This is a genomic window from Streptomyces sp. 150FB, from assembly GCF_000818195.1.
GTDB lineage: Bacteria > Actinomycetota > Actinomycetes > Streptomycetales > Streptomycetaceae > Streptomyces.
In genome coordinates this window covers 7,225,045-7,252,038 of record NZ_JTHL01000001.1, presented here as the reverse complement: position 1 = coordinate 7,252,038, position 26,994 = coordinate 7,225,045, and the positions used below count along the sequence as shown (strand labels likewise).

General features: G+C 70.6%; 22 protein-coding genes. 7 read left to right on the top strand and 15 right to left on the bottom strand.

Annotation, left to right across the window (positions count from 1 at the left end):
* The 3 genes from QR77_RS31095 to QR77_RS31085 form a co-directional block, all read right to left on the bottom strand.
* Positions 1 to 538, bottom strand: a 538-nt coding sequence (locus QR77_RS31095; protein WP_040025337.1) for an ADP-ribosylglycohydrolase family protein, incomplete at its 3' end; no start/stop codon positions are given.
* Between the two features lie 12 nt (positions 539 to 550).
* Positions 551 to 1,210, bottom strand: a complete 660-nt coding sequence (locus tag QR77_RS31090) for a histidine phosphatase family protein (protein ID WP_040028946.1) — start codon at positions 1,208 to 1,210, stop codon at positions 551 to 553.
* A 105-nt stretch (positions 1,211 to 1,315) separates the two neighbouring features.
* Entirely contained in the window at positions 1,316 to 1,921 is a 606-nt protein-coding gene (locus QR77_RS31085; RefSeq protein WP_040028945.1) for a YdbC family protein, read from the bottom strand.
* A gap of 192 nt (positions 1,922 to 2,113) precedes the next feature.
* Between QR77_RS31085 and QR77_RS31080 the strand changes: the two genes are divergently transcribed.
* The 3 genes from QR77_RS31080 (at position 2,114) to QR77_RS31070 (ending at position 4,650) form a co-directional block, all read left to right on the top strand.
* Positions 2,114 to 2,644: a TerD family protein gene (locus QR77_RS31080; protein WP_040025336.1), complete on the top strand. Its 531-nt coding sequence runs from the start codon at positions 2,114 to 2,116 to the stop codon at positions 2,642 to 2,644.
* 195 nt (positions 2,645 to 2,839) lie between these two features.
* Positions 2,840 to 3,772, top strand: a complete 933-nt coding sequence (locus QR77_RS31075; protein ID WP_040025332.1) for an SDR family oxidoreductase — start codon at positions 2,840 to 2,842, stop codon at positions 3,770 to 3,772.
* 44 nt (positions 3,773 to 3,816) lie between these two features.
* The gene (locus QR77_RS31070; RefSeq protein WP_040025331.1) at positions 3,817 to 4,650 is read left to right on the top strand and encodes a helix-turn-helix transcriptional regulator; all 834 of its coding nucleotides are present in this window, start codon (positions 3,817 to 3,819) and stop codon (positions 4,648 to 4,650) included.
* Positions 4,651 to 4,781: 131 nt separating this feature from the next.
* Here the strand turns inward: QR77_RS31070 and QR77_RS31065 are convergent, their stop codons facing one another.
* Positions 4,782 to 7,682, bottom strand: a complete 2,901-nt coding sequence (locus QR77_RS31065) for a vitamin B12-dependent ribonucleotide reductase (protein WP_040028944.1) — start codon at positions 7,680 to 7,682, stop codon at positions 4,782 to 4,784.
* Positions 7,683 to 7,833: 151 nt separating this feature from the next.
* Positions 7,834 to 8,346 carry a transcriptional regulator NrdR gene (gene nrdR, locus QR77_RS31060; protein ID WP_040025330.1) on the bottom strand — a complete coding sequence of 171 codons (513 nt, stop codon included), beginning with the start codon at positions 8,344 to 8,346 and terminating at the stop codon, positions 7,834 to 7,836.
* 436 nt (positions 8,347 to 8,782) lie between these two features.
* Here nrdR and lexA point away from each other — a divergent pair, with 436 nt between their 5' ends.
* Positions 8,783 to 9,568, top strand: coding sequence for a transcriptional repressor LexA (gene lexA / locus QR77_RS31055; RefSeq protein ID WP_040025329.1), 786 nt, complete (start codon positions 8,783 to 8,785; stop codon positions 9,566 to 9,568).
* Positions 9,569 to 9,740: 172 nt separating this feature from the next.
* Here lexA and QR77_RS31050 read toward each other — a convergent pair whose 3' ends face one another.
* The 4 genes from QR77_RS31050 to QR77_RS31035 form a co-directional block, all read right to left on the bottom strand.
* Entirely contained in the window at positions 9,741 to 11,711 is a 1,971-nt protein-coding gene (locus tag QR77_RS31050) for an ATP-dependent DNA helicase (RefSeq protein WP_040025327.1), read from the bottom strand.
* A 38-nt stretch (positions 11,712 to 11,749) separates the two neighbouring features.
* Positions 11,750 to 13,591, bottom strand: a complete 1,842-nt coding sequence (locus QR77_RS31045) for an IucA/IucC family siderophore biosynthesis protein (protein WP_040025325.1) — start codon at positions 13,589 to 13,591, stop codon at positions 11,750 to 11,752.
* Between the two features lie 117 nt (positions 13,592 to 13,708).
* Positions 13,709 to 14,422, bottom strand: coding sequence for a GNAT family N-acetyltransferase (locus tag QR77_RS31040; RefSeq protein WP_040025323.1), 714 nt, complete (start codon positions 14,420 to 14,422; stop codon positions 13,709 to 13,711).
* Positions 14,423 to 14,464: 42 nt separating this feature from the next.
* Entirely contained in the window at positions 14,465 to 16,321 is a 1,857-nt protein-coding gene (locus tag QR77_RS31035; protein ID WP_040025322.1) for an IucA/IucC family protein, read from the bottom strand.
* 558 nt (positions 16,322 to 16,879) lie between these two features.
* On the opposite strand from QR77_RS31035, the gene QR77_RS31030 reads away from it, so the two are divergent.
* The gene (locus QR77_RS31030; protein WP_173476381.1) at positions 16,880 to 18,106 is read left to right on the top strand and encodes a hypothetical protein; all 1,227 of its coding nucleotides are present in this window, start codon (positions 16,880 to 16,882) and stop codon (positions 18,104 to 18,106) included.
* 107 nt (positions 18,107 to 18,213) lie between these two features.
* Here the strand turns inward: QR77_RS31030 and hflX are convergent, their stop codons facing one another.
* The 6 genes from hflX to miaA all read right to left on the bottom strand — a co-directional run bounded on the left by hflX (position 18,214) and on the right by miaA (position 26,119).
* The gene (gene hflX / locus QR77_RS31025; RefSeq protein ID WP_040025315.1) at positions 18,214 to 19,719 is read right to left on the bottom strand and encodes a GTPase HflX; all 1,506 of its coding nucleotides are present in this window, start codon (positions 19,717 to 19,719) and stop codon (positions 18,214 to 18,216) included.
* A 125-nt stretch (positions 19,720 to 19,844) separates the two neighbouring features.
* A complete protein-coding gene (locus tag QR77_RS31020; RefSeq protein WP_040025314.1) occupies positions 19,845 to 21,299 on the bottom strand; it encodes a M1 family metallopeptidase in 1,455 nt (484 codons plus the stop codon).
* A gap of 148 nt (positions 21,300 to 21,447) precedes the next feature.
* Complete coding sequence (locus QR77_RS31015) at positions 21,448 to 23,535, bottom strand: HD domain-containing protein (RefSeq protein ID WP_040025313.1); 2,088 nt, start codon at positions 23,533 to 23,535, stop codon at positions 21,448 to 21,450.
* A gap of 139 nt (positions 23,536 to 23,674) precedes the next feature.
* Positions 23,675 to 24,598: a diaminopimelate epimerase gene (gene dapF, locus QR77_RS31010; RefSeq protein ID WP_040025312.1), complete on the bottom strand. Its 924-nt coding sequence runs from the start codon at positions 24,596 to 24,598 to the stop codon at positions 23,675 to 23,677.
* 25 nt (positions 24,599 to 24,623) lie between these two features.
* Positions 24,624 to 25,073 carry a hypothetical protein gene (locus QR77_RS31005; RefSeq protein WP_040025311.1) on the bottom strand — a complete coding sequence of 150 codons (450 nt, stop codon included), beginning with the start codon at positions 25,071 to 25,073 and terminating at the stop codon, positions 24,624 to 24,626.
* Between the two features lie 107 nt (positions 25,074 to 25,180).
* Positions 25,181 to 26,119 (bottom strand): tRNA (adenosine(37)-N6)-dimethylallyltransferase MiaA, encoded by a 939-nt coding sequence (gene miaA, locus QR77_RS31000; protein ID WP_040028943.1) that lies wholly within the window; start codon positions 26,117 to 26,119, stop codon positions 25,181 to 25,183.
* 297 nt (positions 26,120 to 26,416) lie between these two features.
* On the opposite strand from miaA, the gene QR77_RS49850 reads away from it, so the two are divergent.
* Together QR77_RS49850 and QR77_RS30990 are read left to right on the top strand one after the other, a co-directional pair.
* On the top strand, positions 26,417 to 26,542 hold the full coding sequence (locus tag QR77_RS49850; protein ID WP_269084342.1) for a hypothetical protein: 126 nt from the start codon (positions 26,417 to 26,419) through the stop codon (positions 26,540 to 26,542).
* A gap of 30 nt (positions 26,543 to 26,572) precedes the next feature.
* Positions 26,573 to 26,818, top strand: a complete 246-nt coding sequence (locus QR77_RS30990; RefSeq protein WP_040025309.1) for an antitoxin — start codon at positions 26,573 to 26,575, stop codon at positions 26,816 to 26,818.
* Positions 26,819 to 26,994 lie beyond the last annotated feature (176 nt).

The following is a 26,994-nucleotide window of genomic DNA, read 5'->3' as shown; positions in this document are numbered from 1 at the left end:
GAGCGGCCGCCGCCGCCACGGCGACGGCGCCCGCCACCGCCTCGGGGTGCTGGTGTGTGACGTACGCGGAGATCGCGGCCTGCTCGGTGGCCTGCTCGGGGTCGCCGGCGTACCAGGCGCCGAGGGGCGCGATCCGCATCGCGGCTCCGTTGCCCCAGGAGCCCTGCCCGTCGAAGAGCGCGGAGGCCAGCTCGCGCCAGTCGCCGCCCTCCCTGACCAGGCGGAGCATCCGGTTGACCGCGGGGCCGTAGCCACGGTCGAAGTCATGGTGGCGGGCGAAGGAATGTGCGAGTACGTCCTCGTCGATGCGGCCCTCGACCGCCAGTACCGCCACCACCGAGGCGGCCATCTCGGTGTCGTCGGTCCACTGCCAGGGACCGGCGGGCAGCTCGCGCCGCCTCAGCAGGGGAAGGTTCGCCGGTACGAAGAACTGGGAGCCGAGAGCGTCTCCTACGGACAGCCCGCGCAGGCCGGCCAGGGCGCGTTCGAAGCGCCGGCCGGGGGTGTCATGTGTGTCGTGTGTGTCGTCAGATGTCATATACGCGCCACTTTAGCCAGTGATGCCGTACGGCTCCGGGGTACGCCATCGCTCGAACGGCCGGTCCAGGACGTACCGCCCGTCGGCGGCGAGTTCCAGGGTCCTGGTCTCCGCGTTGGCGGGGTTCGACAGCGATTCGAATTCGGCGACCGACCAGTGGAACCAGCGCATGCAGAAGAGCCGCATGGTCAGCCCGTGCGTCACCAGCAGCACGTTCCTCGGGTGGTCGGGCGCCTCGAAGCTGCGGTAGAGGCTCTCCAGGAACGCGCCGACCCGGTCGTACACATCGGCGCCCGACTCACCCTGCGCGAATCGGTAGAAGAAGTGCCCGTAGGCGTCCCGGTAGGCCTTCTGAAGCCGTACGTCGTCCCTGTCCTGCCAGTTGCCCCAGTCCTGCTCGCGCAGCCGTGGCTCCTCCCGTACCCGCACGAGGCCGGGGTCGAGACCGAAGGCCCTGAAGGTCTCGTGGGCGCGGCGGTATGGCGACACGTACGCGCTGACGGACTCCCGCCCGAACAGCTCGCGCAGCCGTTTGCCGGTCTCCTCGGCCTCCCGCCGGCCGTTCTCCGTGAGCCTCAGGGCATGGTCGGGCTCGCGTTCGTACACCGTGTCATCGGCATTGCCCTCCGACTCGCCGTGCCGGACGAGGACGATGCGTTGCGGTCGTGCCATGCCCCTGACCATAGGCCGTGTCCGACACGTCCCGCCTGCCTGCCCGGACGCGGGCGGGCGACCGCGGGGCGGCTCCGGGACGGCCAGGGGGTGACCGCGGGCCGGTCAGACCGTCCAGGCCGCGTCGAGTTCGACGATGTCCCCGGCGAGCGCCGCCACGTCGGCCGCGGTCTGCGCGCGCAGCGTCAGCCGCTCCACACGCTCGATGCGGTACTTTCCGTGCTCGGCGGACGACTGCCACATCGACAGCACCAGGAACTCGTTCCCCGGCGCCTCCCCGAACAGACCGCGCACCATCCCGGGGGAGCCCGCCATGGCTGGGTTCCACACCTTCTCCTGCATCAGCGCGAAGTGCTCGACGCGGTCCTCATGGACCTTGCTGTGTGCGACCCGGACCACATCGGCGTCGGTGAAGTGCGGCTCAAAACCGGTCTTCACATCGAACCGGTGGTCGAACAGCTTGGCCTGGATGTCCTTGTACGTCCCGGACTGCGCCGCGGCCAGCCGGTCGTGCGAACGCGCCATGAACGAGTCGTAGAAGGCCCGGCTCTCCCAGAACGTGAAGACGTGCGCCACACCGGGCCGCACCCTGCTCCATCCCCCGCCCTGCCCCCGGAATCCCGGCTCTCCGAGCAACCCCGCCCATTTCCGCTGTCCGCGTTCGAAACCTCGACGGTCGATCACGGTGCAGCGAATCCACTTGACCAGCACCGCGCCATCGTACGGGGCCGGGCGTGGCACCGGTCACGCTCTGCCGGAGTCCGTTCCCCCCGGTTCTTTCCGGCGACTATCGGCCACGATGGCGACAACTGGCCCGCACGCGGTCCGCGTTGTCGGTGCGCCGGTCTAGCCTGGCGTCAGAGGTCCGGATTCCCGGCCCGCTCGACAGGAGGGGGAAGACTGGTGAGCAGTCTCAACAAAGGCGTGACCAAGGCCGAGGTGACGCTCAAGTGGGATCCCAGCCCCCTCGGCGAGCCCGACCACGATCTCGACATCGTCGCCGCGACGTACACCTCGGCTGACCCGACCGGCACCCCCTCCTACCTGGTCCATTTCGGCAGCCGCTCCCCCGACGGCACCATCACCCTGAACCGCGACAGCAGGACGGGCCAGGGCTTCGGCACCGACGAGGAAATGACGCTGGAGCTGGACCGGCTCGGCGCCTCGTACATCCGGGTGGTGATCGGTGTGGCGATCCAGCAGCGCGACGGTGACAGGACGTTCGGTGAGATCGCGAGCCCGCGGATACAGGTGCTGGAGGGCTACACCGAGCTGACCGAGTACGACTTCGCCGACGTCCCCACGGCGACGGCCGCCACGGTGGCCGAGTTCGTACGCGCCGAGTCGGGCGCCTGGTCGTTCCGGATGGCCGTACGCGGATTCGACGCGGACCCGCAGTCCTTCGGCCGCATCATGGGCGGCGGCGCGCGGTAGGCGATTACGTTCGGTAGGCGACCGCGCTCGGTGGACGACGGCATGCGGTAGGCGTCGGCGCGCCCCCTCCTCGTACGTCGTCGTACGCGGTGGCCGGGCGCCCCGGATCCCAGGATCGGCAGGACATGGATCCGGGGAGCGGGCGTCGGCATTCTTGGTTCGGCGAAGAGAAACACCGCTGACCAGGGAGTTGCCGTGGAAGATGTGTCCGTGCCCGACCTGACCGGGAAGCTCGCCGTGGTGACCGGCGCGAGCGACGGAATCGGTCTCGGCCTGGCCGGCCGGCTGGCGAGGGCCGGTGCCGAGGTGGTCATGCCGGTCCGCGACCAGGCGAAGGGCGCCGCAGCGGCCGACACCATCCGCGCCGCCGTGCCGGGGGCCGCCGTCTCCACCCGGCCGCTCGACCTGGCCTCGCTCGACTCCGTGGCGGCGCTGGCGAACGCGCTGAACGGCGAAGGCCGGCCGATCAACATCCTGGTCAACAACGCGGGCGTGATGATGCCCGCCACCCGGCACACCACAGCCGACGGCCTGGAATTGCAGTTCGGCACGAATTACGTGGGCCATGTCGCTCTCACCGGGCGCCTCCTGCCGCTGCTGCGGGCCGGCCGGGCGCGCGTGACCACCATGTCGAGCAGCGCCGCCCGCTCGGGCAGGATCCCCTGGGACGATCTCCAGGGTGAGCGGGCCTATTCGCCGGTCCGTTCGTACGCCCTGTCCAAACTGGCCGACCTGCTGTTCGGCCTCGAACTGGACCGGCGCAGCACCGCGGCCGGCTGGGGCATCCTGAGCAATGTCGCCCACCCGGGCACCACCTTGACCAACCTCTACACGGCGGGCCCGAACATGGGCCGGAAGCGCCCCTCGCCGTATCAGGCGCTCATGAAGCGGCTCGCGGGCTGGGGCGTGTTCGTGCAGGCTGTCGACGCCGGGCTGCTGCCCGCCCTGTACGCGGCGACCAGCCCGGAGGCGCGGGGCGGCCGTTTCTACGGTCCGGACGGCCTCGGCCAGTTCACCGGGGGCCCGACCGAGCTGACCGTCTACAAGGGGGCCCGTGACGAGGCCGCCGCCGCCCGGCTCTGGGAGATCGCCGAACGGCTGACGGGGGTCGCGTTCGCCACCGGCTGACCTCAGCGCCGCCGGATGCGTTCCCGGGAAGGGAGACTGGAAGCATGGACAGGGCCCAACTCGCTGTTTTCCTGCGGACGCGCCGCGAGGCGCTGCAACCGGAGGACGTGGGCCTGCCACGCGGGCCGCGACGGCGCACCGGCGGGCTGCGCCGCGAGGAGGTGGCGGTGCTGTGCGAGATGTCGTCCGACTACTACAGCCGGATCGAACAGCGGCGCGGACCGCACCCCTCCGAGCAGATGCTCGGGGCGATCGCCCGCGGCCTGCGCTTCTCCCTCGACGAACGCGACCACCTGTTCCGCCTCGCGGGCTACGCCACCCCGCAGCGGGTGCTGCGCGGCAACCACATCAACCCCGGCATGATGCGGATCCTCGACCGGCTCGAAGACACTCCGGCGCAGGTGGTGAACCTGCTCGGCGAGACGCTGAAGCAGACCCGGCCGGCGGTGGCGCTGATGGGCGACGACAGTGAGCACACCGGGCTGGCCCGCAGCCCGCACTACAGGTGGTTCACCGATCCCGCGGAGCGGCTGACGCGTCCCGAGGAGGACCACGCCGCGCACAGCCGCCTGGTCGCGGCCAACCTGCACGGCGCGTACACCCGGGACGGCAAGGGGTCTCGCGCGGCCACGGTCGTCGACGCGCTGCTCGCGGCCGGCGGCGAGTTCGCCGCGCTCTGGCGTGAGCACCCGGTGATGGGCCCGTACTGCGCGCCGAAGCGCATCCTGCACCCGCAGCTCGGGCTGCTCGAACTGCACTGCCAGACCCTGGTGGACCCCGACCAGTCCCAGGCGCTGCTGGTCTTCACGGCCGCGCCGGGGACCGAGAGCTACGAGAAGCTCCAGCTCCTCTCGGTCATCGGCGACCAGCGCCTCTGACGTACGGACGGGCGGGGAGCCGATCACTCATCGACTCCCCGCCCGACCCGCTGTTTCATTGCCCGTTCAGCTCAGACGTTCGGACCGAACGGCCCCGCTTGCCGGGCGGAGGTCACGCCTCCGCCCGGTTGTCAGCTACAGCCGCTGGTCGAGCCGCAGCCCTCGCAGATGTAGCAGGACCCGGCGCGCTGCATCTTCGTACCGCAGGAGAAGCAGAGCGGTGCGTCGGCGCTGATGCCGAGCTGCATCTCGACCAGCTCGGCCGAGGTGTGGACCTCCCTGGGCGCCGGGGTCACGGCCGCCGCCGGGGCGGCTTCCGTGGACACCGCCTTCAGCGGCTCGGGCCGCGTCGGCACCGGCTGGGCCAGGCTCTCGGCGTCCGTGCCGTCGTCCAGCGACGGCTCGTACGAACCGGTGTCCAGGTGCCGCTGACGCTCGTCGGCCGAGTGGATGCCGAGGGCCGACCTCGTCTCGAAGGGCAGGAAGTCCAGGGCGAGACGGCGGAAGATGTAGTCGACGATCGACTGCGCCATCCGTACGTCCGGGTCGTCCGTCATGCCGGCCGGCTCGAAGCGCATGTTGGTGAACTTGGAGACGTACGTCTCCAGCGGAACGCCGTACTGGAGACCGACCGAGACGGCGATCGAGAAGGCGTCCATCATGCCCGCGAGGGTCGAGCCCTGCTTGGACATCTTGAGGAAGACCTCGCCGAGACCGTCGTCCGGGTAGGAGTTGGCGGTCATGTAGCCCTCGGCGCCGCCCACCGTGAACGAGGTGGTGAGACCGGGACGGCCCTTCGGGAGGCGCTTGCGGACCGGGCGGTACTCGATGACCTTCTCCACCGCCTGGCGGATGGTCTCCTCGGCCTTCTCCCCGACCTGCTCGGCCGCCTTCTCCTTCTTCTTCGCGGAGAGCGGCTGGCCGACCTTGCAGTTGTCGCGGTAGATCGCGAGCGCCTTGACGCCCATCTTCCAGGCCTCGAAGTAGACCTCTTCGACGTCCTCGACGGTCGCCGTCTCCGGCAGGTTCACCGTCTTGGACAGCGCGCCCGAGATCCACGGCTGGATCGCGGCCATCATCCGGACGTGGCCCATCGCAGAGATGGAGCGCTCGCCCATCGCGCAGTCGAAGACCGAGTAGTGCTCGGACTTCAGGCTGGGCGCGTCGATCACATTTCCGTGCTCGGCGATGTGGGCGACGATCGCCTCGATCTGCTCCTCCTGGTAGCCCAGGCGGCGCAGGGCCTGCGGGACGGTGCCGTTGACGATCTGCATCGATCCGCCGCCGACGAGCTTCTTGAACTTGACCAGCGCGAGGTCCGGCTCAAGACCCGTGGTGTCGCAGGACATCGCGAGACCGATGGTGCCGGTGGGCGCGATGACCGAGGCCTGCGCGTTACGGAAACCGTTCTTCTCGCCGAGGCGCAGCACGTCCTGCCACGCCTCCGTGGCCGCCGCCCACACCGGGCTGTCCAGGTCGTCCACGCGCGGAGCGGTGGCGTTGGCGTCCGAGTGCTGCTTCATGACGTTCTTGTGCGGCTCGGCGTTGCGCGCGTAACCGTCGTACGGGCCGACAACGGCGGCCAGTTCGGCGGAACGGCGGTACGAGGTGCCCGTCATCAGCGAGGTGATGGCGCCGGCCAGCGAGCGGCCGCCGTCGGAGTCGTACGCGTGACCCGTCGCCATCAGCAGCGCGCCCAGGTTGGCGTAGCCGATGCCGAGCTGGCGGAAGGCGCGGGTGTTCTCACCGATCTTCTGCGTCGGGAAGTCGGCGAAGCAGATGGAGATGTCCATCGCCGTGATGACCAGCTCGACGACCTTGGCGAAGCGCTCGGACTCGAACGACTGGTGGCCCTTGCCGTCGTCCTTGAGGAACTTCATCAGGTTCAGCGAGGCCAGGTTGCACGAGGTGTTGTCCAGGTGCATGTACTCACTGCACGGGTTCGAGCCGTTGATCCGGCCCGACTCGGGACAGGTGTGCCAGCGGTTGATCGTGTCGTCGTACTGAATGCCCGGGTCGGCGCAGGCCCACGCGGCCTCCGCCATCTTGCGGAAGAGGGACTTGGCCTCGACCTCTTCGATGACCTCACCGGTCATCCGGGCGCGCAGCCCGAACTTCGATCCGGCCTCGACGGCCTTCATGAAGTCGTCGTTCACCCGGACCGAGTTGTTGGCGTTCTGGTACTGGACGGACGTGATGTCGTCGCCGCCCAGGTCCATGTCGAAGCCCGCGTCGCGCAGGGCGCGGATCTTCTCCTCCTCCTTCACCTTGGTCTGGATGAAGTCCTCGATGTCGGGGTGGTCGACGTCGAGGATGACCATCTTGGCCGCCCGGCGCGTGGCGCCACCGGACTTGATGGTGCCGGCGGAGGCGTCGGCGCCGCGCATGAAGGAGACCGGGCCCGACGCGTTGCCGCCGGAGGAGAGCAGTTCCTTGGAGGAGCGGATCCGGGAGAGGTTCAGGCCGGCGCCCGAGCCGCCCTTGAAGATCATCCCCTCTTCCTTGTACCAGTCGAGGATCGAGTCCATGGAGTCGTCCACGGCCAGGATGAAGCAGGCGGAGACCTGCTGCGGCTGGGGTGTGCCGACGTTGAACCACACCGGCGAGTTGAAGCTGAAGACCTGGTGCAGGAGGGCGTACGCCAGCTCGTGCTCGAAGATCTCGGCGTCGGCGGGCGAGGCGAAGTAGTCGTTGTCCTCGCCGGCCTTGCGGTACGTCCTGACGATCCGGTCGATGAGCTGCTTGAGACCGGTCTCGCGCTGCGGGGTGCCGACCGCGCCGCGGAAGTACTTACTGGTGACGATGTTGACCGCGTTCAGCGACCAGAAGTCGGGGAACTCGACGCCACGCTGCTCGAAATTGACCGAGCCGTCGCGCCAATTGGTCATGACGACGTCACGGCGCTCCCAGACCACCTCGTCGTACGGATGCACGCCGGGCGTGGTGTGGATTCGCTCGATACGCAGCCCCTTGTTGGCCTTGGATCCCTTGGTCCGGGAACCTCGTGCCGAGCTGCTCGCCGTCTCTGTCATGCCGCCTCCCATATACGTGCAAAAACGCCCTGAAGTGCCATGTTCTTCCCGTGACACCGAATGCTGTCTCAGCCCCGGGGTGCGTCGGAGCGCACACCTGTGGCAGGTCTTGTGCCGCCGCTGGGGCGGCCGGTCCCGGAGGGCCGGCCGGTCAGTCCGCGGCGGGAGCGGGTACGGGGGCCTCCTGGGCCCCGCCCGTACCGCTTTCCTCTTCCGAGGCGGGCCATTCGCGCAGTTCCACGATGGCGGCCTCGAAGTCTTCGAGTGAGTTGAAAGCCCGGTACACGGACGCGAAACGCAGGTAGGCGACAAGGTCGAGTTCCTGCAGCGGGCCGAGTATGGCCAGACCCACGTCGTGGGTGGTCAGCTCGGCACTCCCGGTGGCGCGCACCGCTTCCTCGACCCGCTGGCCGAGCTTGGCGAGGGCGTCCTCGGTGACAGGCCGTCCCTGGCATGCCTTGCGCACGCCCGAGATGACCTTGGTGCGGCTGAAGGGTTCGGTCACACCGCTGCGCTTGATCACCATCAGTGAAGCGGTCTCGACCGTCGTGAAACGGCGCGAGCAGTCGGGACACTGGCGACGGCGCCTGATCGACGTCCCGTCGTCGGTGGTGCGACTGTCGACGACACGGCTGTCGGGGTGCCTGCAGAAAGGACAGTGCATGATCCGGTCCTCCTTGGCAGCACACGCTCGACGGCACGACTGAACACCTTCGTCAGGGGCCGGAACCGGCCCCCCGAAGCGACTCCCAGCATAGGCGATGGCCTCGACGGTTCAACGATCGGGACCACAACCTCTGGGTGGTGGAAACAATCCAACCACTAGATCTGGGGGTTGGCCGTCACTTTAGCCCCCGCGCGTGTCGCGCGCTCCGCCGGGTCCCCCAGCCGGGAGGCACAGCCCAGTCCCGGCGCTGCGGGGACGGGACGATACCGTGAACGATCACGGCCAGGAGCACCCGCCCGGGCCGGGCTATACACCTCGCCCAATTGCCACGCACTCCTCTCCTTGATTTTTCACTCGAACGTGTGTTTGGCGCAACCTTTCGAAAGCTACTACCGTTGTCCAGCTAGGGAGAACACATTCGAGAGGGGCCGACGTGACCACGACCGCAGACAGTGCCACCATCACTGCCCAGGACCGCTCCCAGAGCCGACTCGAGCCGGTGCAGACCATGAATGACGCAGTCACGAATCCGGAGGGGCCCAAGCCCCCTCGTTCGCTGCCCGGCAGGCCTCCAGGAATCAGGGCGGACAGCTCCGGTCTCACGGACCGGCAGCGGAGGGTCATCGAAGTCATCCGTGACTCCGTGCAGCGGCGCGGATACCCGCCGTCGATGCGGGAGATCGGCCAGGCCGTCGGCCTTTCGAGCACCTCGTCGGTCGCCCACCAGCTCATGGCTCTGGAGCGCAAGGGCTTCCTCCGCAGGGATCCGCACCGCCCGAGGGCGTACGAGGTCCGGGGCTCCGACCAGCCGAGCAACCAGCAGACGGACACGACGGGGAAGCCCGCCGCTTCCTACGTGCCGCTGGTCGGCCGGATCGCGGCCGGTGGCCCGATCCTCGCCGAGGAGTCAGTCGAGGACGTCTTCCCGCTCCCCCGGCAGCTCGTCGGGGACGGAGAGCTGTTCGTGCTGAAGGTTGTCGGTGACTCGATGATCGAGGCCGCCATCTGTGACGGCGACTGGGTGACCGTCCGCCGCCAGCCGGTCGCGGAGAACGGCGACATCGTGGCAGCGATGCTGGAGGGCGAGGCGACGGTCAAGCGTTTCCGGCGCGAGGACGGCCATGTCTGGCTGCTCCCGCACAACGCCGCCTACCAGCCGATCCCCGGTGACGACGCGACGATCCTCGGCAAGGTGGTGGCGGTCCTTCGCCGGGTGTGACCCGGGCGCCGGGCGCCGACCTCGTACGGGGTCCTGTCGTGTCCGCTGCGAGGTTTTCCCCTTCCCTCGCAGCGGACGCGGCGGGACCCTTATCGCTGTTCCCCGACTATCGGCGCCCAGCTATCGCGGTTCCACGGCTATCGCTGTTCCCCGGCCTTGGGCATCCCGACGGTCACTGGCCTTTCTCCCTGGCCGCGGCATCGATCGCCGTGAGGGACCGCCGTACCTGATCGCGGTCCGTCGTGTACCAGAAGTCCGGCAGCGAGGTACGCAGATAGCCGCCGTACCGCGCGTTGGCGAGCCTCGGGTCGAGGACCGCGACCACACCCCGGTCGCCAGTCGCCCGTACGAGCCGCCCCGCCCCCTGCGCCATCAGCAGCGCGGCGTGGGTCGCGGCCACGGCCATGAATCCGTTGCCCCCCGCCTCCTCCACGGCCTTCTGGCGCGCGCTCATCAGCGGGTCGTCGGGGCGCGGGAAGGGGATGCGGTCCATCACCACGAGCTGTGAGCTGGGACCCGGCACATCGACGCCCTGCCACAGGGACAGCGTGCCGAACAGACAGGTCCCCGGGTCGGCGGCGAACGCCTTGATCAGCTCGCCCAGGGTCTCCTCGCCCTGGAGGAGGATCGGTACGTCCAGCCTGACGCGCAGCTCCTCAGCCGCCGCCTGTGCGGCCCGCATCGACGAGAAGAGACCGAGCGTACGACCGCCGGCCGCCTCCACCAGCTCCGCCAGCTCGTCCATCATGTCGACGCGCGAGCCCTCACGGCCGGGCGGGTTCAAATGGCGGGCGACATACAGAATGCCCTGCCGGGGGTAGTCGAAGGGCGAACCGACGTCGAGCCCCTTCCACGGCGGGATGTCCTCACCCTCCAGGCCCTCCGGTGCCAGCCCGAGCGAAGCACCCACACCGTTGAAATCACCGCCCAGCTTGAGCGTCGCCGAGGTGATCACCACGGAGCGGTCGGCGAAGAGCTTCTCCCGCAGCAGACCCGACACGGACAGCGGCGCGACCCGCAGCGAAGCGCCGAACCGGTCGTGCCGTTCGTACCAGACGACGTCGTACTCCGAGCCGTTGGCGATCCGCTCGGCCACGCTGTGCACGGACTCGACGGCGGCCAGGGCCTGCTTGCGTACGACGTCCTCGTCCTGCACGGACTTGTCCCGCGTCGAGCCCAGCGCGGCGACGACCGTACGGGACGCGTCGCGCAGCGCCATCAGCGCGTAGCCGAGATCCTCGGGGATCTCTTCGAGCCGCCCCGGCAGCGCCAGCTCCATCAGCCGCTCGAAGGTCTCGGCCGCCGTCTGGAGCGAGTCGGCGACCTTCTCGTCGACCAGCCTGGCGGCGCGCCGCACCGCGCGGTTCACCTGGCCCGGGGTCAGCTCGCCGGTGGCGACACCGGTGACCCGGGAGACCAGCTCGTGCCCCTCGTCGACGATCAGCACCTCGTGCTGGGGAAGTACCGGGGCGCCCTCGATCGCGTCGATCGCGAGCAGGGCGTGGTTGGTCACGACGACGTCCGCGAGCTTGGCGCGCTCACGCGCCAGCTCGGCGAAGCACTCGGCGCCGTACGCGCACTTCGACGCCCCCACGCACTCCCGCGACGAGACGGAGAGCTGCGCCCAGGCACGGTCGGAGACGCCGGGAGTGAGGGCGTCGCGATCGCCTGTCTCCGTCTCCCCCGACCAGTCCCGCATCCGGATCAGGTCCTGGCCCAGCTTGCTGGTGGGCGCCGCGGCCTCGAACTGGTCGAACAGGCCGTCCTCCTCGTCCTGCGGCATGCCTTCGTGGAGGCGGTGCAGACAGAGGTAGTTGGAACGCCCCTTGAGCATGGCGAACTCGGGCCGCCTGCGCAGCAGCGGCTGCAGCGCGTCGACCGTACGCGGCAGATCACGCTCCACGAGCTGCCGCTGGAGCGCCAGCGTCGCCGTGGCCACCACCACCCGCTCTCCGTGGGCGAGCGCCGGCACCAGATAACCGAGCGACTTCCCGGTGCCGGTGCCGGCCTGGACCAGCAGATGGGAAGGGGCGTCGATGGCCTCGGCGACGGCCTCGGCCATGCTGGCCTGGCCGGGCCGCTCCACACCGCCGACAGCGGTGACGGCGGCATGGAGGAGCTCGGGGAGCGATGGCTTCGTCATAGCGCGACTACCCTACGGGGCCGCACTGACAGCCACGCTCACTCGCTCCGCCCCCGGGCGGCGAGCGGGTTGGGAATCGTGCCGTGAATCGCCGCGTGCGGCCGGTCGGAGCGGTCCCGGTAGCCGTCGAGATGCAGCCGGTTACGGTTGAGACACAGCCGTTCGATACGTGGTGTGAGCAGGTCGAAGGTGGCGAAACGCTCGCCGAGCTCCGGGAAGCGCGCCTGGTGGCGCAGGATCTCGGCCCGTACGAGGGACCAGAACGCGTCCTCCGGCACGTCCAACTGGTCCTGGCACAGCGGCGCCAGATAGCGGAAGACGCCGACGAACAGCCCTGAATGGATGAATTGTGTGAGGAACGCGGGCTCCTCCTTGAGGAGGGTGTCCTTCACGTCCTGCGGCATCCCCCGGTGCTCGGGCAGCGGCCGGGCGCTGATGTTCACGTCGTCGACGAAGTCCTTGACGGCCAGCCGCACCGGGACGTCGTGGTCGTCGAAGACGACGATGGCGTTCTCACCGTGCGGCGAGAAGACCGTCCCGTAGCGGTAGAGGAAGTGCAGCAGCGGCGGCAGGAGCGCGCCGAAGAGCCGTTGGAGCCAGGCGGCCGGCGCGAGACCCGAGCGGGCGACGAGCTCCGCGGTGAAGGCCCGTCCGCCCGGGTCCGTGTGCAGGAGCGAGGCGAGCGTACGGGCGCGCTCGCCGGGGGCCAGCCGGGCCCCCAGCGGTTCACGCCAGATCGCGCCGAGGAGTTCCCTGTACTGGTACGGGACTTCGGGCAGCCGGTCGTAGAGCGGGTGCTCGACGGTCACCGAGGCGACTTCGCCGAGCAGGATCACCCGGCACTCGTCACGCAGGAAGGCGTCGGTGTCACGCAGGTGGTGCACCCAGGCGGTGACGGCGGGGGCCGCGAGGGTCCGTCCCGTCGGCAGGCCGCGCCAGACAAGGGTGTTGAGGATCGACAGCGGGAGCTTGACCGTGTGCCTGGCCGGCCGGTCGAGGTTGAGGAACGTACGGATGGACTGCTGCGGCAGCCGGAGGTCTCCGTCGGTGGGGAGCGGGACGATCGCTCCCTCGGCTATGGCGGGCGCGTAGAGGTGGAGCAGGACTTCGTCCCACTGCCAGGGGTGTACGGGCAGGAAGAGGTACGCGGACGGGTCAAGACCGCGGTCCCGCAGGACGGCGGTGAAGCGCTCCCGGGTGGAGGCGTCGAGTTCGAGGCCGTAGAGCCGCTCGGGGGTGCTCAGCGCGGGAACGCCCCGGTAGCTGGCGAGAGTGGTGCTGACCGCGATCCACGGGAGCCGGGCCGGGGTGCGCGCCTCGGGTGACCAGCGGGCGGCGTCGGTGCCGGAGAAGCCGACCCGGCCCTTGTTCGGGACGAGCCAGGGGTGGCCGGTCTGGTGGCCTTCGAGTTCGGCGTAGCCGAGGTCGGCGAGGTCCGAGGCGCTGAGCGCCGTGCCGTCGAGCCTGGTGTCGGCGGCAAGGGTGGTGGTGAGTTCGCGGACGAGGTGGCCGAGAGTCGCGCCGTCGAGTGCGAGGAGGCGCCAGGAGAGCAGCAGGAACGCCAGCGGGTCGGTGAAGGGGCGGTCCTCGCAGCGGACCGTGCTTGGGTCGACGCGCCAGGAGTCGTAGGCACCGCGCGCGGCGCTGAAGGTGAGCGTCTCGCCGGCGTCGAGGGTCAGGGCGTAACGGTCGCCGGTGCCGGGGACGGGGACCGGCTCGACCACCCCCTCGTAGGCGAACTCCCCGAGCGTCTTGGCGAGCAGCCGGCGCGCCGCCCGCTCCCAGGCCTCGGGGTTCAGCTCGGGCGGGCAGAACAGCGCGGGTGGATCACCGGGGTCGACGGGATCGGCGGGGCCGTGCGTGGCAGGGGGTGTCGGCACGAAGACTCACTCCTCGGGACGGAACCGATAGGGGCCGAGCGATGCGTCCATGGCGGTGTATCCATGGCGGTGTGTTCGGCGAGATGTCGGACGAGATGTTCAAGGCGGCCAAGCCGTTCAGAGCAGGTCGCGGAGCGCGCGGTCGCGCACCATCAGAGCGGCTCGCTTGTCGGGCAGGTCGACTTCCGCCGAGAAGCGGAAACCGGCGCTGAGGAAGGCGGACACGGAGGGCGTGTTGCGCAGGTCGGGTTCGGCGAGGACGCGTCCGCAGCGGGGACGGTTGTCGAGGACGAGGTCGCAGACGGTGCGCAGCAGGGTGGTGCCGACGCCTCGGCCGCGGTCGGCGACTCCGCCGACGAGGAGATGTACCCCGGTGTCGTGCGGGCGGGAGGGGTAGTGGCGCGCCAGTGGGTCGAGGTCGGCGCGGTAGACCTCCCAGTAGCTCATCGGAAAGCCGCCCAGTACGCCGAGGCAGGGGACGCTGCGCCCGTCACCGTCGAGCTGGGCGCGCAGATGCGCGGCGGTGACGGCCTCGGGTCCTGACAGCTCCCAGAAGGCGGCGACGGCGGGGTCGTTCATCCAGCGGCTGATCAGTGCGGCGTCGCGCTCGACGCGTACCTGTACGAGCTGGAAGACCCCGAGCCGGGTGGTCACCGGCCCCCAGCCCGAGGGGGAGTCGAGCAGGCCTCGTCCCTGTGCGGCGCCGGACGGCTGCGTGGCCTCCACCGGATCGGCCGCCGAGAAGAGCGCGATCAGCTCGTCGGGCAACCGCAGGTCGACGGTGTCCTCGATCGCACCTCGGGAATCGGTGTGCGCTTCATTGGGAGGCACAGGGGCGCTCTCCTCTCGGCAGGGGGAACAGAACGGGTTCGCTTAAGCGCGAAGGGGGTTGGTGACGGTCACGTAGACGGACTGGGTGTCGACCGGGCCCACGAGTTCGTCGAGGCCGTGCAGCCGGGTGAGCAGGTTGGCCTTGCAGCGCAGGGTGGCGGCTTCGAGGAGCTGCGCGGGCAGCGGCGAGCCGAGTGCGGTGGCTCCGGCGAGGAACTGCCGGAAGGCGGCGAGGAGTACGCGTTCGTCGGCGAGGCCCTGCGCGCCGAAGGCGCCGATCAGGCCGAAGACGTTGTTGATGCCGAGGTAGTAGGCGAACCGCTCGTCGGTGACGTCGTCGGCGACGAAGGTGTCGCTGGCCGAGCCGATACCGGGGAGGCGGCGTTCGAGCGAGGGCCGGTGCGATTCGCGGAAGTAGTAGCCCTGGTTGTCGCGGTACCGCCCGCCGACGGGCCAGCCGTCGGGGCCGAGGAGCACCAGCGTGTTCTGCTGGTGGGCTTCGAGCGCGACGCCCGCGGCCCCGTCCAGCCAGAGCACCGGGCGTACGACGTGGTCGAGGTAGCGCAGGAACCACTCGGCGGCCACCGCCCCGGTGGTCCGTCCGGTACGCGCGGCAAGGGCGGACACGGTCTCGGCCAGGCGCGAGTGCATGCCGGGGCGGCCGGGGACGGGGCGCTGCGCCGTCAGTGCGGCGACGCAGACGGCGTCGTCGGTGGGCGCGAAGGGATTGTGCCGGAGCAGTACGTCGAATCCGCCGACCGGTTCGCCGTCCCTGGTGTCGACGGCGAGCCAGGCGGGGTCCCGGACGATGTCGAAGCCGGGGTGCGCGGCGCTCCACTCCTTGGCGAGACCGGTGCGCAGCAGCCGGTGCACCTCGACGCCCCGGTGAAGCTCCTTACGGAGGTTCTCGCGGCGGGAGTTGGTGATGCGTACGCCGAGGGAGAGCTTGAGCATGGCGGCGCCGCCGGGGCGGTGCACGGTGCGGATCGAGGAGGTGGGGTGCCAGGGACCGCCCTGGGGTCCGAGGTCGTGCAGCAGCCCGGCGTCGAGGAGTTCGGCGACGGCGGGGCGGAGCCTCAACTCGCGGGCCTGCCAGGGGTGGAGGGGCAGCGGCACGGTGTCCCCGGGCAGCGGGAGGCCGCCGAGCAGCCGGCAGGTGAGCCGTTCGGCCCGTACGACACGGCCCTGTTCGGTCCAGGCCGAGTCGGTGGCGAGCACCGAGCGGTCGACGGCCATCCAGTGCAGCGGGAAGGAGCCGCGTAACTCCGGTGAGTAGAGCCGGGCTTCGGTCTCGGAGAAGCCCTCGCGGCTCTTGGGCGTGGGGTGGAGCGGGTGGCCCAGCAGCAGGGACTGTTCGGCGGTGAGGAAGAGATCCGCGCCGGCGGCGGGGCCGGGGGCCCGGCGGCGGTCCGTCAGGAACGCGGCGGTGTGGCGTACGGAGTCAGCGACTCGGCCGACGAGATCGGCGCCCTGGTAGCGGCCCGACTCGCGGCCGAGGAGCGCGGCGACGGTGACGGCCTCGGCCGCGGAAGCGTCCTTGGATCCGCCTTCCAGGAACGGCGGTCCGAAGCGGTGCCAGCCGGTGGCCGACCAGTAGCGGACCGGGACGAGAAGCGCGGTGCCGCTGTTGCCGAGCGGGATGCGCAGGACGTCGCCCTCGGGGCGGGACAGGTCGCTCTCCCTGACCCAGCAGCGCAGCAGGCTTTCCGCCGTTGCCGCGTCGGCGGCCAACTGCGCCTCGGGGTGGTCGAGATGGTCGGCCGGGGGCGCGACAGGGGTGCGATGTTCCGCCGGGCTGCCGGCCTGCTGCCGGGGCACGGTCGGCGGTCCGGCGGCGAGCGGAAGGTGATCGGCCTCGGGCACATCGGGTGCGGGGGCCGGGGTGGGGGTGTGGTTCACGGGTGCTTCCTTGTGAGGGGAGTCGGGGCCGGTACGGCGAGGGCCCCGGAGCGGCCGGTGGCGGCACGGACAGGCGCGAAGGACAGCACGAGGGGCAGTGCGAGGGGCAGCGCTCTCGCAGAGGTTCTGGCGGCCGGTTCACGCCCTGCCCGGCGGCGCGGCATGCCATGGTGTGCGACGGTCGGTGCCACCGGAGCTGGTTCGGTCACGGCCACGGTTGTCGGTCCTCCCGGTGTCACGGTTGGGTCGCACGTCGGTACGGATGTGGGCCGCCGCCCGAGCGGCGGTGAACCCTCAACTGCCCGCCGTAAGTGTCAACGACGACATCCGCCGGGGATCACGGGCCAATCCCAAGATCCTTGGGGCGGGGAACCATGGCCCTGCTGTGAGCCGTCACCCATGGCACCGGCATAGTTGAGGACCGCATCCGGACTCCTCAGCGAAGTCCAGGGGCGTCAGGGACCGATCGACCGCACGACATCAGCGCCCGAAATACCGCACGAATCACCGCACGAACTGTTCCGTCATCAATTCCGAAGTCCCAGGGGGATTCACACCATGCGACCCATACGTCCGACGCCCGCCGCCCGCCGAGGGAGGAGCACTCGGCGCAGAGTCTCCCCCCTCCTCGCCGTGGCATCGGTGACCGCCGCCCTCGCCCTCACCGTCACCGCGTGCGGGCCTGAGGACGACGGCGCGAGCGCCACGCCGAGCGCCACAGCCGGTGCCGCCTCCGACGGCAAGATCCAGATTCCCGACAGCGTCAGGGACCAGCTCAAGGCGCACGGCATCGATCCGGACAAGTGGAAGAACGGCGAGTGGAAGAACTGGGACAGGGACAAGTGGCTGCGGGAGGCCAAGGACTTCGTCAACCCGATCATCGCGGGCCTCTGGGACTCCGACCGGATGCGGGGCGCCGACAAGACCCCGGAGAAGCCGGTCGCGGACCAGGACATCTCGGGTGACGCGGGTGTGACCGACCCGGAGCCGGCGCCGGTCGAGGCGCAGGCGGTCGACGCGCCGTACAGCGAGAACGCGGCCCAGTCCGGAAAGCTGTTCTTCGACAGCCCCGAGGGCTCGATGGTCTGCTCGGCCACCGTCGTGGAGGACCCGGCGCACCCCGGCAAGTCCAACCTGGTGTGGACGGCCGGCCACTGTGTGCACGCCGGGGCGAAGGGCGGCTGGTACCGCAACCTCGCCTTTGTGCCCGCGTACAACAACACGGCCCTGCCGACGGCCCAGTTGAACACCGCGCCCAAGGAGACCATCGCTCCCGACGGTGTGTGGTGGGCCGACTGGGCGCAGACCTCCCAGCAGTGGATCTCCGGCGGCGGCCCCACCGGCGGCGACGGCGCTCCGTACGACTACGCGGTGCTCCATGTCACCCCGGAGAAGGGCAGCACCGGCAAGTCTCTTGAGGAGACGGTCGGTTCGGCTCTCCCGGTGAACTTCAACGCGCCTGCCACCGCGAAGATCGACAGCCTGACGGCGACCGGCTACCCGGCGGCTCCGCCGTTCGACGGCCAGAAGGCCTTCCAGTGCTCCGACAAGCCCGGCCGGCTGTCGCTGCTCGCCTCGGCCCCGACGATGTACCGCGTCGGCTGCACGATGACGGGCGGCTCGTCCGGCGGTGGCTGGGTGGCGGCGGGCGCCGACGGCAAGCCCGCGCTGGTCTCCAACACCTCCATCGGCCCGGTCACGACGGGCTGGCTCGCCGGTCCGCGCCTCGGTGATGTGGCCAAGGGTGTCTACGACGGCGTCAGCAAGAAGTTCGCCGACAAGTAGCACCGGCACGGCAAGTAGCACAGCAGGCAGCAAAAGAAGCAGAGCTCACGACGGAGGCCCGTCCCCCCGGTGATCGGGGGGACGGGCCTCCGTCCTGCGTGGAACGGTCAGCTCGCGACCGGCAGGTACGGGGCGAGCGCGGAGGCCAGCCCCTCGTGGACCCGTGCCTTGAGCAGGGTGCCCTCGGGGGTGTGCTCCTCGGACAGCACCTCACCCTCGGCGTGCACCCGCGAGACGAGCGCGCCCAGCGTGTACGGCACGAGCACCTCGACCTCGGTCTCGGGCCTGGGCAGCTCGGCGTCGATGAGCGCGAGCAGTTCGGCCATCCCCTGGCCCGTACGGGCCGACACGGCGATCGCGTATCGCTCGGCGCTCAGCAGCCGCTGGAGCACCAACGGGTCCGCCGCGTCCGCCTTGTTGATGACGACGATCTCGCGTACGTTCACCGCGCCCACGTCGTGGATCACCTCGCGTACGGCGGCCAACTGCTCCTCCGGCGCGGGGTGCGCGCCGTCCACCACATGCAGGATCAGGTCGGAGTCGCCGACCTCCTCCATGGTGGAGCGGAACGCCTCGACGAGGTGGTGCGGCAGGTGCCGGACGAATCCGACCGTGTCGGTCAGGGTGTAGAGCCGGCCACCGGGCGTCTCCGCGCGGCGGACGGTCGGGTCGAGCGTGGCGAACAGGGAGTTCTCCACGAGCACACCCGCACCGGTGAGCCAGTTCAGGAGGGACGACTTGCCGGCGTTGGTGTATCCAGCGATCGCGACCGACGGCACCTTGTGGCGCCGGCGCTCCTGCCGCTTGAGCTCGCGGCCGGTCTTCATCTCCCCGATCTCACGGCGCATCTTCGCCATCTTCTCGCGGATCCGGCGCCGGTCCGTCTCGATCTTGGTCTCACCGGGGCCGCGGGTGGCCATGCCGCCACCGCCGCCGCCACCCATCTGACGGGAGAGCGACTGACCCCAGCCGCGCAGCCTCGGCAGCATGTACTGCATCTGGGCGAGCGCGACCTGTGCCTTGCCCTCACGGGACTTGGCGTGCTGCGCGAAGATGTCCAGGATCAGGGCGGTGCGGTCGACCACCTTGACCTTGACGACGTCTTCGAGATGGATGAGCTGGCCGGGGCTCAGCTCACCGTCGCACACCACCGTGTCGGCGCCGCTGTCGAGGACGATGTCCCGCAGCTCGTTCGCCTTGCCCGAGCCGATGTACGTCGCGGGGTCGGGCTTGTCACGGCGCTGGACGACACCGTCGAGGACCAGCGCGCCCGCCGTCTCGGCGAGCGCGGCCAGCTCGGCCAGTGAGTTCTCGGCGTCCAGCACACTGCCGGAGGTCCATACACCGACCAGCACCACGCGCTCCAGACGGAGCTGCCGGTACTCGACCTCGGTGACGTCCTCGAGTTCGGTGGAGAGACCGGCGACGCGCCGCAGCGCCGCGCGGTCGGAACGGTCGAGCTGGTCGCCGTCCCGCTCTCCGTCGATCTCATGGCTCCAGGCGACGTCCTCTTCCATCAGGGCATCGGCCCGAAGGCTGTCCGTGCGGGGGTCCGCCGTGCGGTCGTCCGCCAAGGTCTGTGCGTCCTGGGAAGGGGAAGAAGAGGAGGTCATTGGATCCTTACGTCGTTGGAGAAAGCCCATACGTCTGTCACAACGGGTGACGGCCGGGATTGATTCCCGGCCACGTCGCCGACCCGTTGATGGTGGCACGGTTCGCTCCGGCCGTCACATGACTTTCACGCCTTGTCGTCGACCGGTGCCTGGGCGTGCCAGTCCGGGTGGCCGGGCATCGGCGGGGTCTTCTTCCCGTACAGCCACGGCTCCAGGAACGCCGTCAGGTCGCGCCCCGCGACCTCCGAGGCGAGGCTGGTGAAGTCGGCGGTGGTGACCGTGGAGTCGCGGTGGCGGCTCACCCACTCGTGTTCCAGGCGCTGGAAGGCCTCGACCCCGATCTCCTGGCGCAGCGCGTAGAGGATCAGCGCGCTGCCGTCGTACACGACGGGCCGGAAGAGGCTGATCGGGTGACCCGGACTCGGCGGCTGCGGGGCCGCGGGCGGGCCGCCCGCCGCGCGCCAGGCGTCGGACTGCCGGTACGCCTCCCGCATTCGCGTGGCCAGCGGCATCTGCGCGTGGTCCTGCGCGTAGAGCGCTTCGTACCAGGTGGCGTGTCCCTCGCCGAGCCACAGGTCGGACCAGGACCGGGGTGTGACGCTGTCGCCGAACCACTGGTGCGCCATTTCGTGGACCATCACCGAGTCGACGTACCACTCCGGGTACTCGGTCCGGGTGAACAGGGACCGCTCGAAGAGCGAGAGCGTCTGCGTCTCCAGCTCGAATCCCGTCTTGGCGCCCGCGATGAGCAGACCGTACGTCTCGAAGGGGAACTCCTCCGCGAGCTGGTCCTCCAGCCAGCCGATCTGTTCCGGGGTCTTCGCCAGCCAGGGCTCCAGCCGCTCGCGGTCGGCGGTCGGTACGACGTCCCGTACGGGCAGCCCGCCGGGGCCCTCCCGGTGGATCACGGTGGAGGTGCCGATGGCGACCTGCGCCACCTCGGTGGCCATGGGGTGCTCGGTGCGGTACGTCCAGGTGGTCGCGGCGTCGTGGCTGGTCCGGTCCACGGGCAGCCCGTTGGCCACGACGGTGAGCCGCTCGGGCGCGGTGACGTGGAAGGTGAAGTAGGCCTTGTCGGAGGGGTGGTCGTTGCCGGGGAAGACGCGGTGGCCGGCGTCGGCCTGGTTGGCCATCACCAGGCCGTCGGCGGTACGGATCCAGCCGCCGCCCTTTCCGCCGGTGTCGCTGGTGTGCTTGACGGTGATCCGCAGCCCGGTGCCTTCCTCGACGGGCGCCGCGGGCGTGACGACGAGGTCCTCGCCCGCGCTCGCGAACTGCGCGGGCGCGCCGTTGACCTCGACGGAGAGGACCTTGCTGTGGGTGAAGTCGAGGTTGATCCGCTCCAGCCGCTCGGTCGCATGCGCGTCGATCTTGGTCACGGCGTCCAGCGGCTTGGTGTTGTCACCGCTGTAGGTGAAGGCGATGTCGTAGGAACGGACGTCGTAGCCGGGGTTCCCGAGCTGGGGGAAGAGCCGGTCGCCGATCCCGAGCGGCTGAGGGGCCGGCAGGGTCGCGGCGACGAGGGTGACCGAGGCGGCGGCAAGGAGGGCGGCGCGCAGTCGGCGGGAGGTGAGAAGCATGATCCACCGCTACCAGCGCCCGCCCCGCCTCCGGCGCAGCCTCGCTCCGCGTCCACCCGAACGAGGCAGGCATACGCATCCCCGCACAGGCATACGCATGCCTGGACGGGGTACGCCGGCCCGCCGCCCGGTCGCGGGGCCGCGTCTCTCAGGCGGGCGCCCGGTGCTGGGCGCGGCTGACGTCGTACACCCCGGGCACGTCGCGCATCGCGCGCATCAGTCCCGGCAGACCGGCGGCGTCGGGCAGTTGCAGCGTGTAGGTGTGCCGTACGCGCTGCTCGCTCGGCGGCTCGACGGTGGCCGAGATGATCGCGGCCCCTTCGGTGGCGATGGCCTCGGTGAGGTCGGCGAGCAGCCGGGGCCGCCCGAAGGACTCCGCGTAGAGCGTGACGCGGCACTCCGCCACGTCCGTCCAGCTCACGGCGACCGGCCGCCTGCCGATCGCCTCCATCCTGGCGACGGCGGGACACTCGCGCCGGTGGACGGTGACGGCGCCGCCGCGCACCGGGAAGCCGGTGACCGCGTCGGGCGGTACGGGTGTGCAGCACCCGGCCAGCCGTACGGTCGCCGACGGCAGGTCCACGTCCACCACCGCGTTGGCGTCGCCGCGCGGTCCGGCGCCGACGGCGGACGGCGACGGGGCCCTCGGGGCCGCGGCCGGGAGCTTCACCGCTTCGGGGTGCGCGGCGAGCCAGCCGCCGATCGCGATCCGGGCGGCCGGGGTGCGTACGTGGTCGAGCCACTCGGGCGAGGGGCCCGAAGTGGCGTCCTGGGCCAGCAGTAACTGCACCGTGTCGCCGTCGTTCAGGACGGTGCTCAGCGGCGCCAGACGGCCGTTGACGCGCGCTCCCAGACAGCCGTGCGCCGCCTCGCCGTGCTGCGCGTAGGCGGCGTCCACGCAGGTCGCCCCGGCTGGCAGCCCGAGCATCCCGCCCTCGGCGCGGAAGACGGTGATCTCCCGGTCCTGGGCGAGGTCGGCGCGCAGCGTCGTCCAGAAGGTGTCGGGATCGGTGGCGGCCTGCTGCCACTCCAGGAGGCGGGAGAGCCAGCCGGGCCTGGTCGGGTCGGCGCGCTCGCCGTCCTGCGGCTCCGTCAGCTCGGCCGAGGCGTAGGGGTTGCCGAGGGCGACGACTCCGGCTTCGGCGACCTGGTGCATCTGGTGCGTACGGATGAGGACTTCGGCGACGGCGCCGTCCGGTCCGGCGACCGCCGTGTGCAGCGACTGGTACAGGTTGAACTTGGGCGCGGCGATGAAGTCCTTGAACTCGGAGATCACCGGGGTGAAGCAGGTGTGCAGCTCGCCGAGCACGCCGTAGCAGTCGGCGTCCTCCCCGACGAGCACGAGCAGCCGGCCGAAGTCCGTGCCGCGCAGTTCGCCGCGTTTGAGCCTGGAGCGGTGTACGGAGACGAAATGGCGCGGCCTGACCAGGACTTCCGCGCTGATGCCGGCCTCGCGCAGCACCTTCCTGACGTCCTCCGAGATGGCGGCGAGCGCGTCCCCGGCGGTGGCGTTGTCGGCGATGAGGGCGCGGGTCTCCTCGTACTCCTCGGGGCGCAGGATCGCGAAGACCAGGTCCTCCAGCTCGGTCTTGAGCGCCTGGACGCCGAGCCGTTCGGCGAGCGGGATGAGGACGTCGCGGGTGACCTTGGCGATACGTGCCTGCTTCTCGGGCCGCATCACGCCGAGGGTGCGCATGTTGTGCAGCCGGTCGGCCAGCTTGATCGACATCACCCGGACGTCGTTGCCGGTGGCCACCAGCATCTTGCGGAAGGTCTCGGGCTCGGCCGCCGCGCCGTAGTCGACCTTCTCCAGCTTGGTCACCCCGTCGACCAGATAACAGACCTCGTCGCCGAACTCGGCCCGCACCTGATCGAGCGTCACGTCGGTGTCCTCGACGGTGTCGTGGAGGAGCGACGCCGTCAGGGTCGTGGTCTCGGCGCCCAGTTCGGCCAGGATCAGGGTCACGGCGAGCGGGTGCGTGATGTACGGGTCGCCGCTCTTGCGGTACTGCCCCCGGTGCGAGGCCTCGGCGAGGACGTACGCCCTGCGCAGCACGGCGAGGTCGGCGTCCGGATGGTGGGCGCGGTGGGCGTCCGCGACATGCCCCATCGCGTCGGGCAGCCGGTCCCTGGAGGCGGGCCCGAGCAGGGCGGCCCGGCCCAGTCTGCGGAGGTCGATCCGGGGAAGGCCGCGTCTGCGGCTGTGGGCACCAGGGCTGGTGGCCTCTGCGCTCATGGGGCACCTCCGGCAGCTTCGACCGGCAGGTGGAGGAGCAGGACCGCCCTCCGGGCCGGTGCTTGATGCTATCGAGCCCACCACGTGGACCAGACCAGCTCCCGCCGAGCGTGAAACGGATCACCCGTTCGAGGGAGTTTTAGAGGGGGGTCGTTTCGAACCAAACCGAATCGATATGCCCTTCGGCGACGATTACCGCGGGCCCCGTCATCTCGATCCCGCCGTCGGGGCGTTCGGTGATGACGAGCCGTCCGCCCGGCAGATCCACGGTGTAGGTGACGGGTACTCCGGTCACCGCGGGGTCGATGCCGTCCCTGCGGGCGGCGGCGACGGCGACGGCGCAGGCGCCCGTGCCGCACGAGCGCGTCTCGCCCGAGCCCCGCTCGTGGACGCGCATGGCGACATGGCGCGGGCCCCTGTCGACGACGAACTCGACGTTCACACCGTCCGGGTAGACGGACGCCGGGGTGACGGAGGGCGCGGAGTACAACGGGCCCGCGTCCGTCAACTCCCCGACGAAGGCGACCGCGTGCGGATTGCCCATGTTGACGTTACGGGCGTCCCAGTGGCGCTCGCCCACGGCGACCGTCACCTCGTCACCGGGGAGCGCGGAGCGGCCCATGTGGACCGTGATGTCACCGTCGTCGGCGCCGGAGCCACCCGGGCCGCCCGTGCCCTTGGCGATGTGCACCCTCTTGACGCCGCCGCGGGTGGCGACGGCGAGATCGCCCGCCTCCACGTGTCCGGCGCGCCGCAGGTAGCGGGCGAAGACCCGTACGCCGTTGCCGCACATCTCGGCGACGGATCCGTCGGCGTTGCGGTAGTCCATGAACCACTCGGCGTCACCGGCCATGGAACGGGCCTCGGGGTGCGCCGCGGAACGTACGACGTGCAGCAGTCCGTCGCCGCCGATGCCCGCCCTGCGGTCGCACAGCGCCGCCACGGCCCCGGCGGGCAGGTCGATGCGGTTGTCCGGGTCAGGAACGATCACGAAGTCGTTCTCGGTCCCGTGACCCTTGAGGAAGGCGACCGGCGCGGTCTGCGAAGTGCTCACACCGCCCATCGTACGAGCTCAGCGCCGTACGGGTTCAGCGCAGGCGGGCGACGCGCCAGACGGCGAGGGCGACCAGGGCGGCGGCGACGGTCACGTACAGGGCGATGACCCGCCAGTCCGGGCGCTCGCCCGAGGATCTGGGGGGCAGCCCCGGCCAGGTGTGGCCGACGCGGCGCGCCGCCATCATTCCCCAGCCCGCGGCGCAGCAACTGATCAGCAGGCCGAGCATGGCGATCACCGCTCCGCCGTCGCCGGTGCCGAACGCGAGGGGGAAGGCGAACATCAGCGAGCCGCCGGCGGCCAGCACCACGATGGGTGCGAGCTGCCAGAGCCGTAGTCTGCGCTGCGGTCGCAGCTCGACCTCGACCTCGGGGGCCGGGGCCTCTTCATCGGGTCCGTCGGGACTCAGTCCAGGACTCAACCGTGGGGGGTCTTCCTGTGTGACCTGCGTTGCGGGTTCGCTGTCGCGAGGGCCGGCTTCCATCGCCACGCGCCCTCCCAACTCGGACTCCACTGGTCGATCGATGCTCGATGATGGCACGCTCGCGGGTGCCGAAATGACGGGCGGGGCGTCCCGATGCCATCACGTGATCAGGCTGTGACCGCTCGTTCGACCAACGCCAGCGCGCGGTGCGGGAGTTCCTCCCGCTGGTCCGTTCCGCCGCCCAGCCAGTGCACCCGCGAATCCCGGCGGAACCAGGAGTCCTGGCGCCTGGCGAAGCGCTTGGTGGCCCGTACGGTCTCGGAGCGCGCCTCGTCGTCCGTACACTCCCCGGCGAGCGCGGCCAGCACCTGCTGGTAGCCGAGGGCGCGGGAGGCCGTACGGCCCTCACGCAGGCCCTGGGACTCCAGCGCCCGCACCTCGTCGACGAGGCCCGCGCCCCACATCCGGTCCACCCGCAGGGCGATGCGCTCGTCGAGTTCGGGGCGCTCGACGTCGACGCCGATCTGAAGCGTGTCGTACACGGCGTCATGTCCCGGCAGATTGGCGGTGAAGGGCTTGCCGGTGATCTCGATCACCTCCAGCGCCCGGACGATACGGCGGCCGTTGCTGGGGAGGATGGCGCGTCCCGCCTGCGGATCGGCGGCGGACAGCCGGGCGTGCAGCGCGCCCGAGCCGCGCAGCGCCAGCTCGCCTTCGAGCCGGGCGCGCACCTCGGGGTCGGTTCCGGGGAAGTCCAGGGCGTCGATCGCGCCGCGCACGTAGAGCCCGGAGCCGCCCACGAGGACGGGGGTACGGCCCGCAGCGAGCAGCCGGTCGATCTCGGCCCTGGCGCGCTTCTGGTACTCGGCGACGCTGGCCGCCTCGGTGACGTCCCAGATGTCCAGGAGGTGGTGCGGGACGCCGGCGCGCTCCTCGGTCGTCAGTTTGGCGGTTCCGATGTCCATCCCCCGGTAGAGCTGCATGGAATCGGCGTTGACGACCTCACCGTCGAGTTGCCGGGCGAGATGAACGCCCAGATCGGACTTGCCGGCCGCGGTGGGACCTACGACGGCGATGACCCGCGGTGCGGGAGCTGCACTTGTCACCACCACAGTCTCGCAAACACCAGGGCGACTCCCCGAACGAGTTACGTGACGGCACGTCTCCTGGGTCGTTGCCTGTTACGAGGTTCCTGCCGCCGGTTTCCCGTCCGGTGCCCGTGGGCGGCGCGATCGCCGCTCCGGGCGGCGCGGCACTTCACCCCCCGAGTACGCTTTGGAGCAAGCATGGGCGTTTTTTCACTGTTTCGACGTAAGTCACGCGCCGCGTCGGAGACGTCAACCGCGGAGACACAAGAGGCCTCACGAACGAGTGATACCGCCGCGGAGGACGCCGCGACCACCTTGTCGGCCGGGGCGCCGGCGACCCCGGAGGCCAAGGCGGAGACGGCCGAGGCCGTGGACATTCCGAAGCAGCAGTCGGCCGGGGCGGCCGCCGACAGCGAGACCGGCGAGGACGCCCACACGTAAGCTGAAGTTCCCCACGAGAGAAGGTGCCCCATGGGATTCATGGACTCGCTCAAGGCCAAGCTCTCTCCCGCCAGGGAAAAGGTCTCCGACCTCGCGCAGCAGCACGGGGGCAAGATCGGCGAAGGCCTGGACAAGGCCGCCCGAACGGTCGACCAGCGGACCAACGGCAAGTACAGCGACAAGATCGAAACCGGGACGGGCAAGGCCAAGGACGCGCTCGACCGGATGTCCCACAAGAACGACGGCGGCACTCCCCCGCCGCCCGGGGCCTCCTGACCCGGCCACCCCACCGGCGTCATGGCCCCGGCCGTGCGGTGCCCACCGGCGCCGCACGGCCGGGGCGGGGCTCCCGGGGCCACCGCCGCGTTCAGGACCAGGCGGCCACGAGATACCCGACGCCGTACGGAGCGTCGTCGTACAGCAGCTCGCCGCCGAGCCCCGCGCCCTCGGCG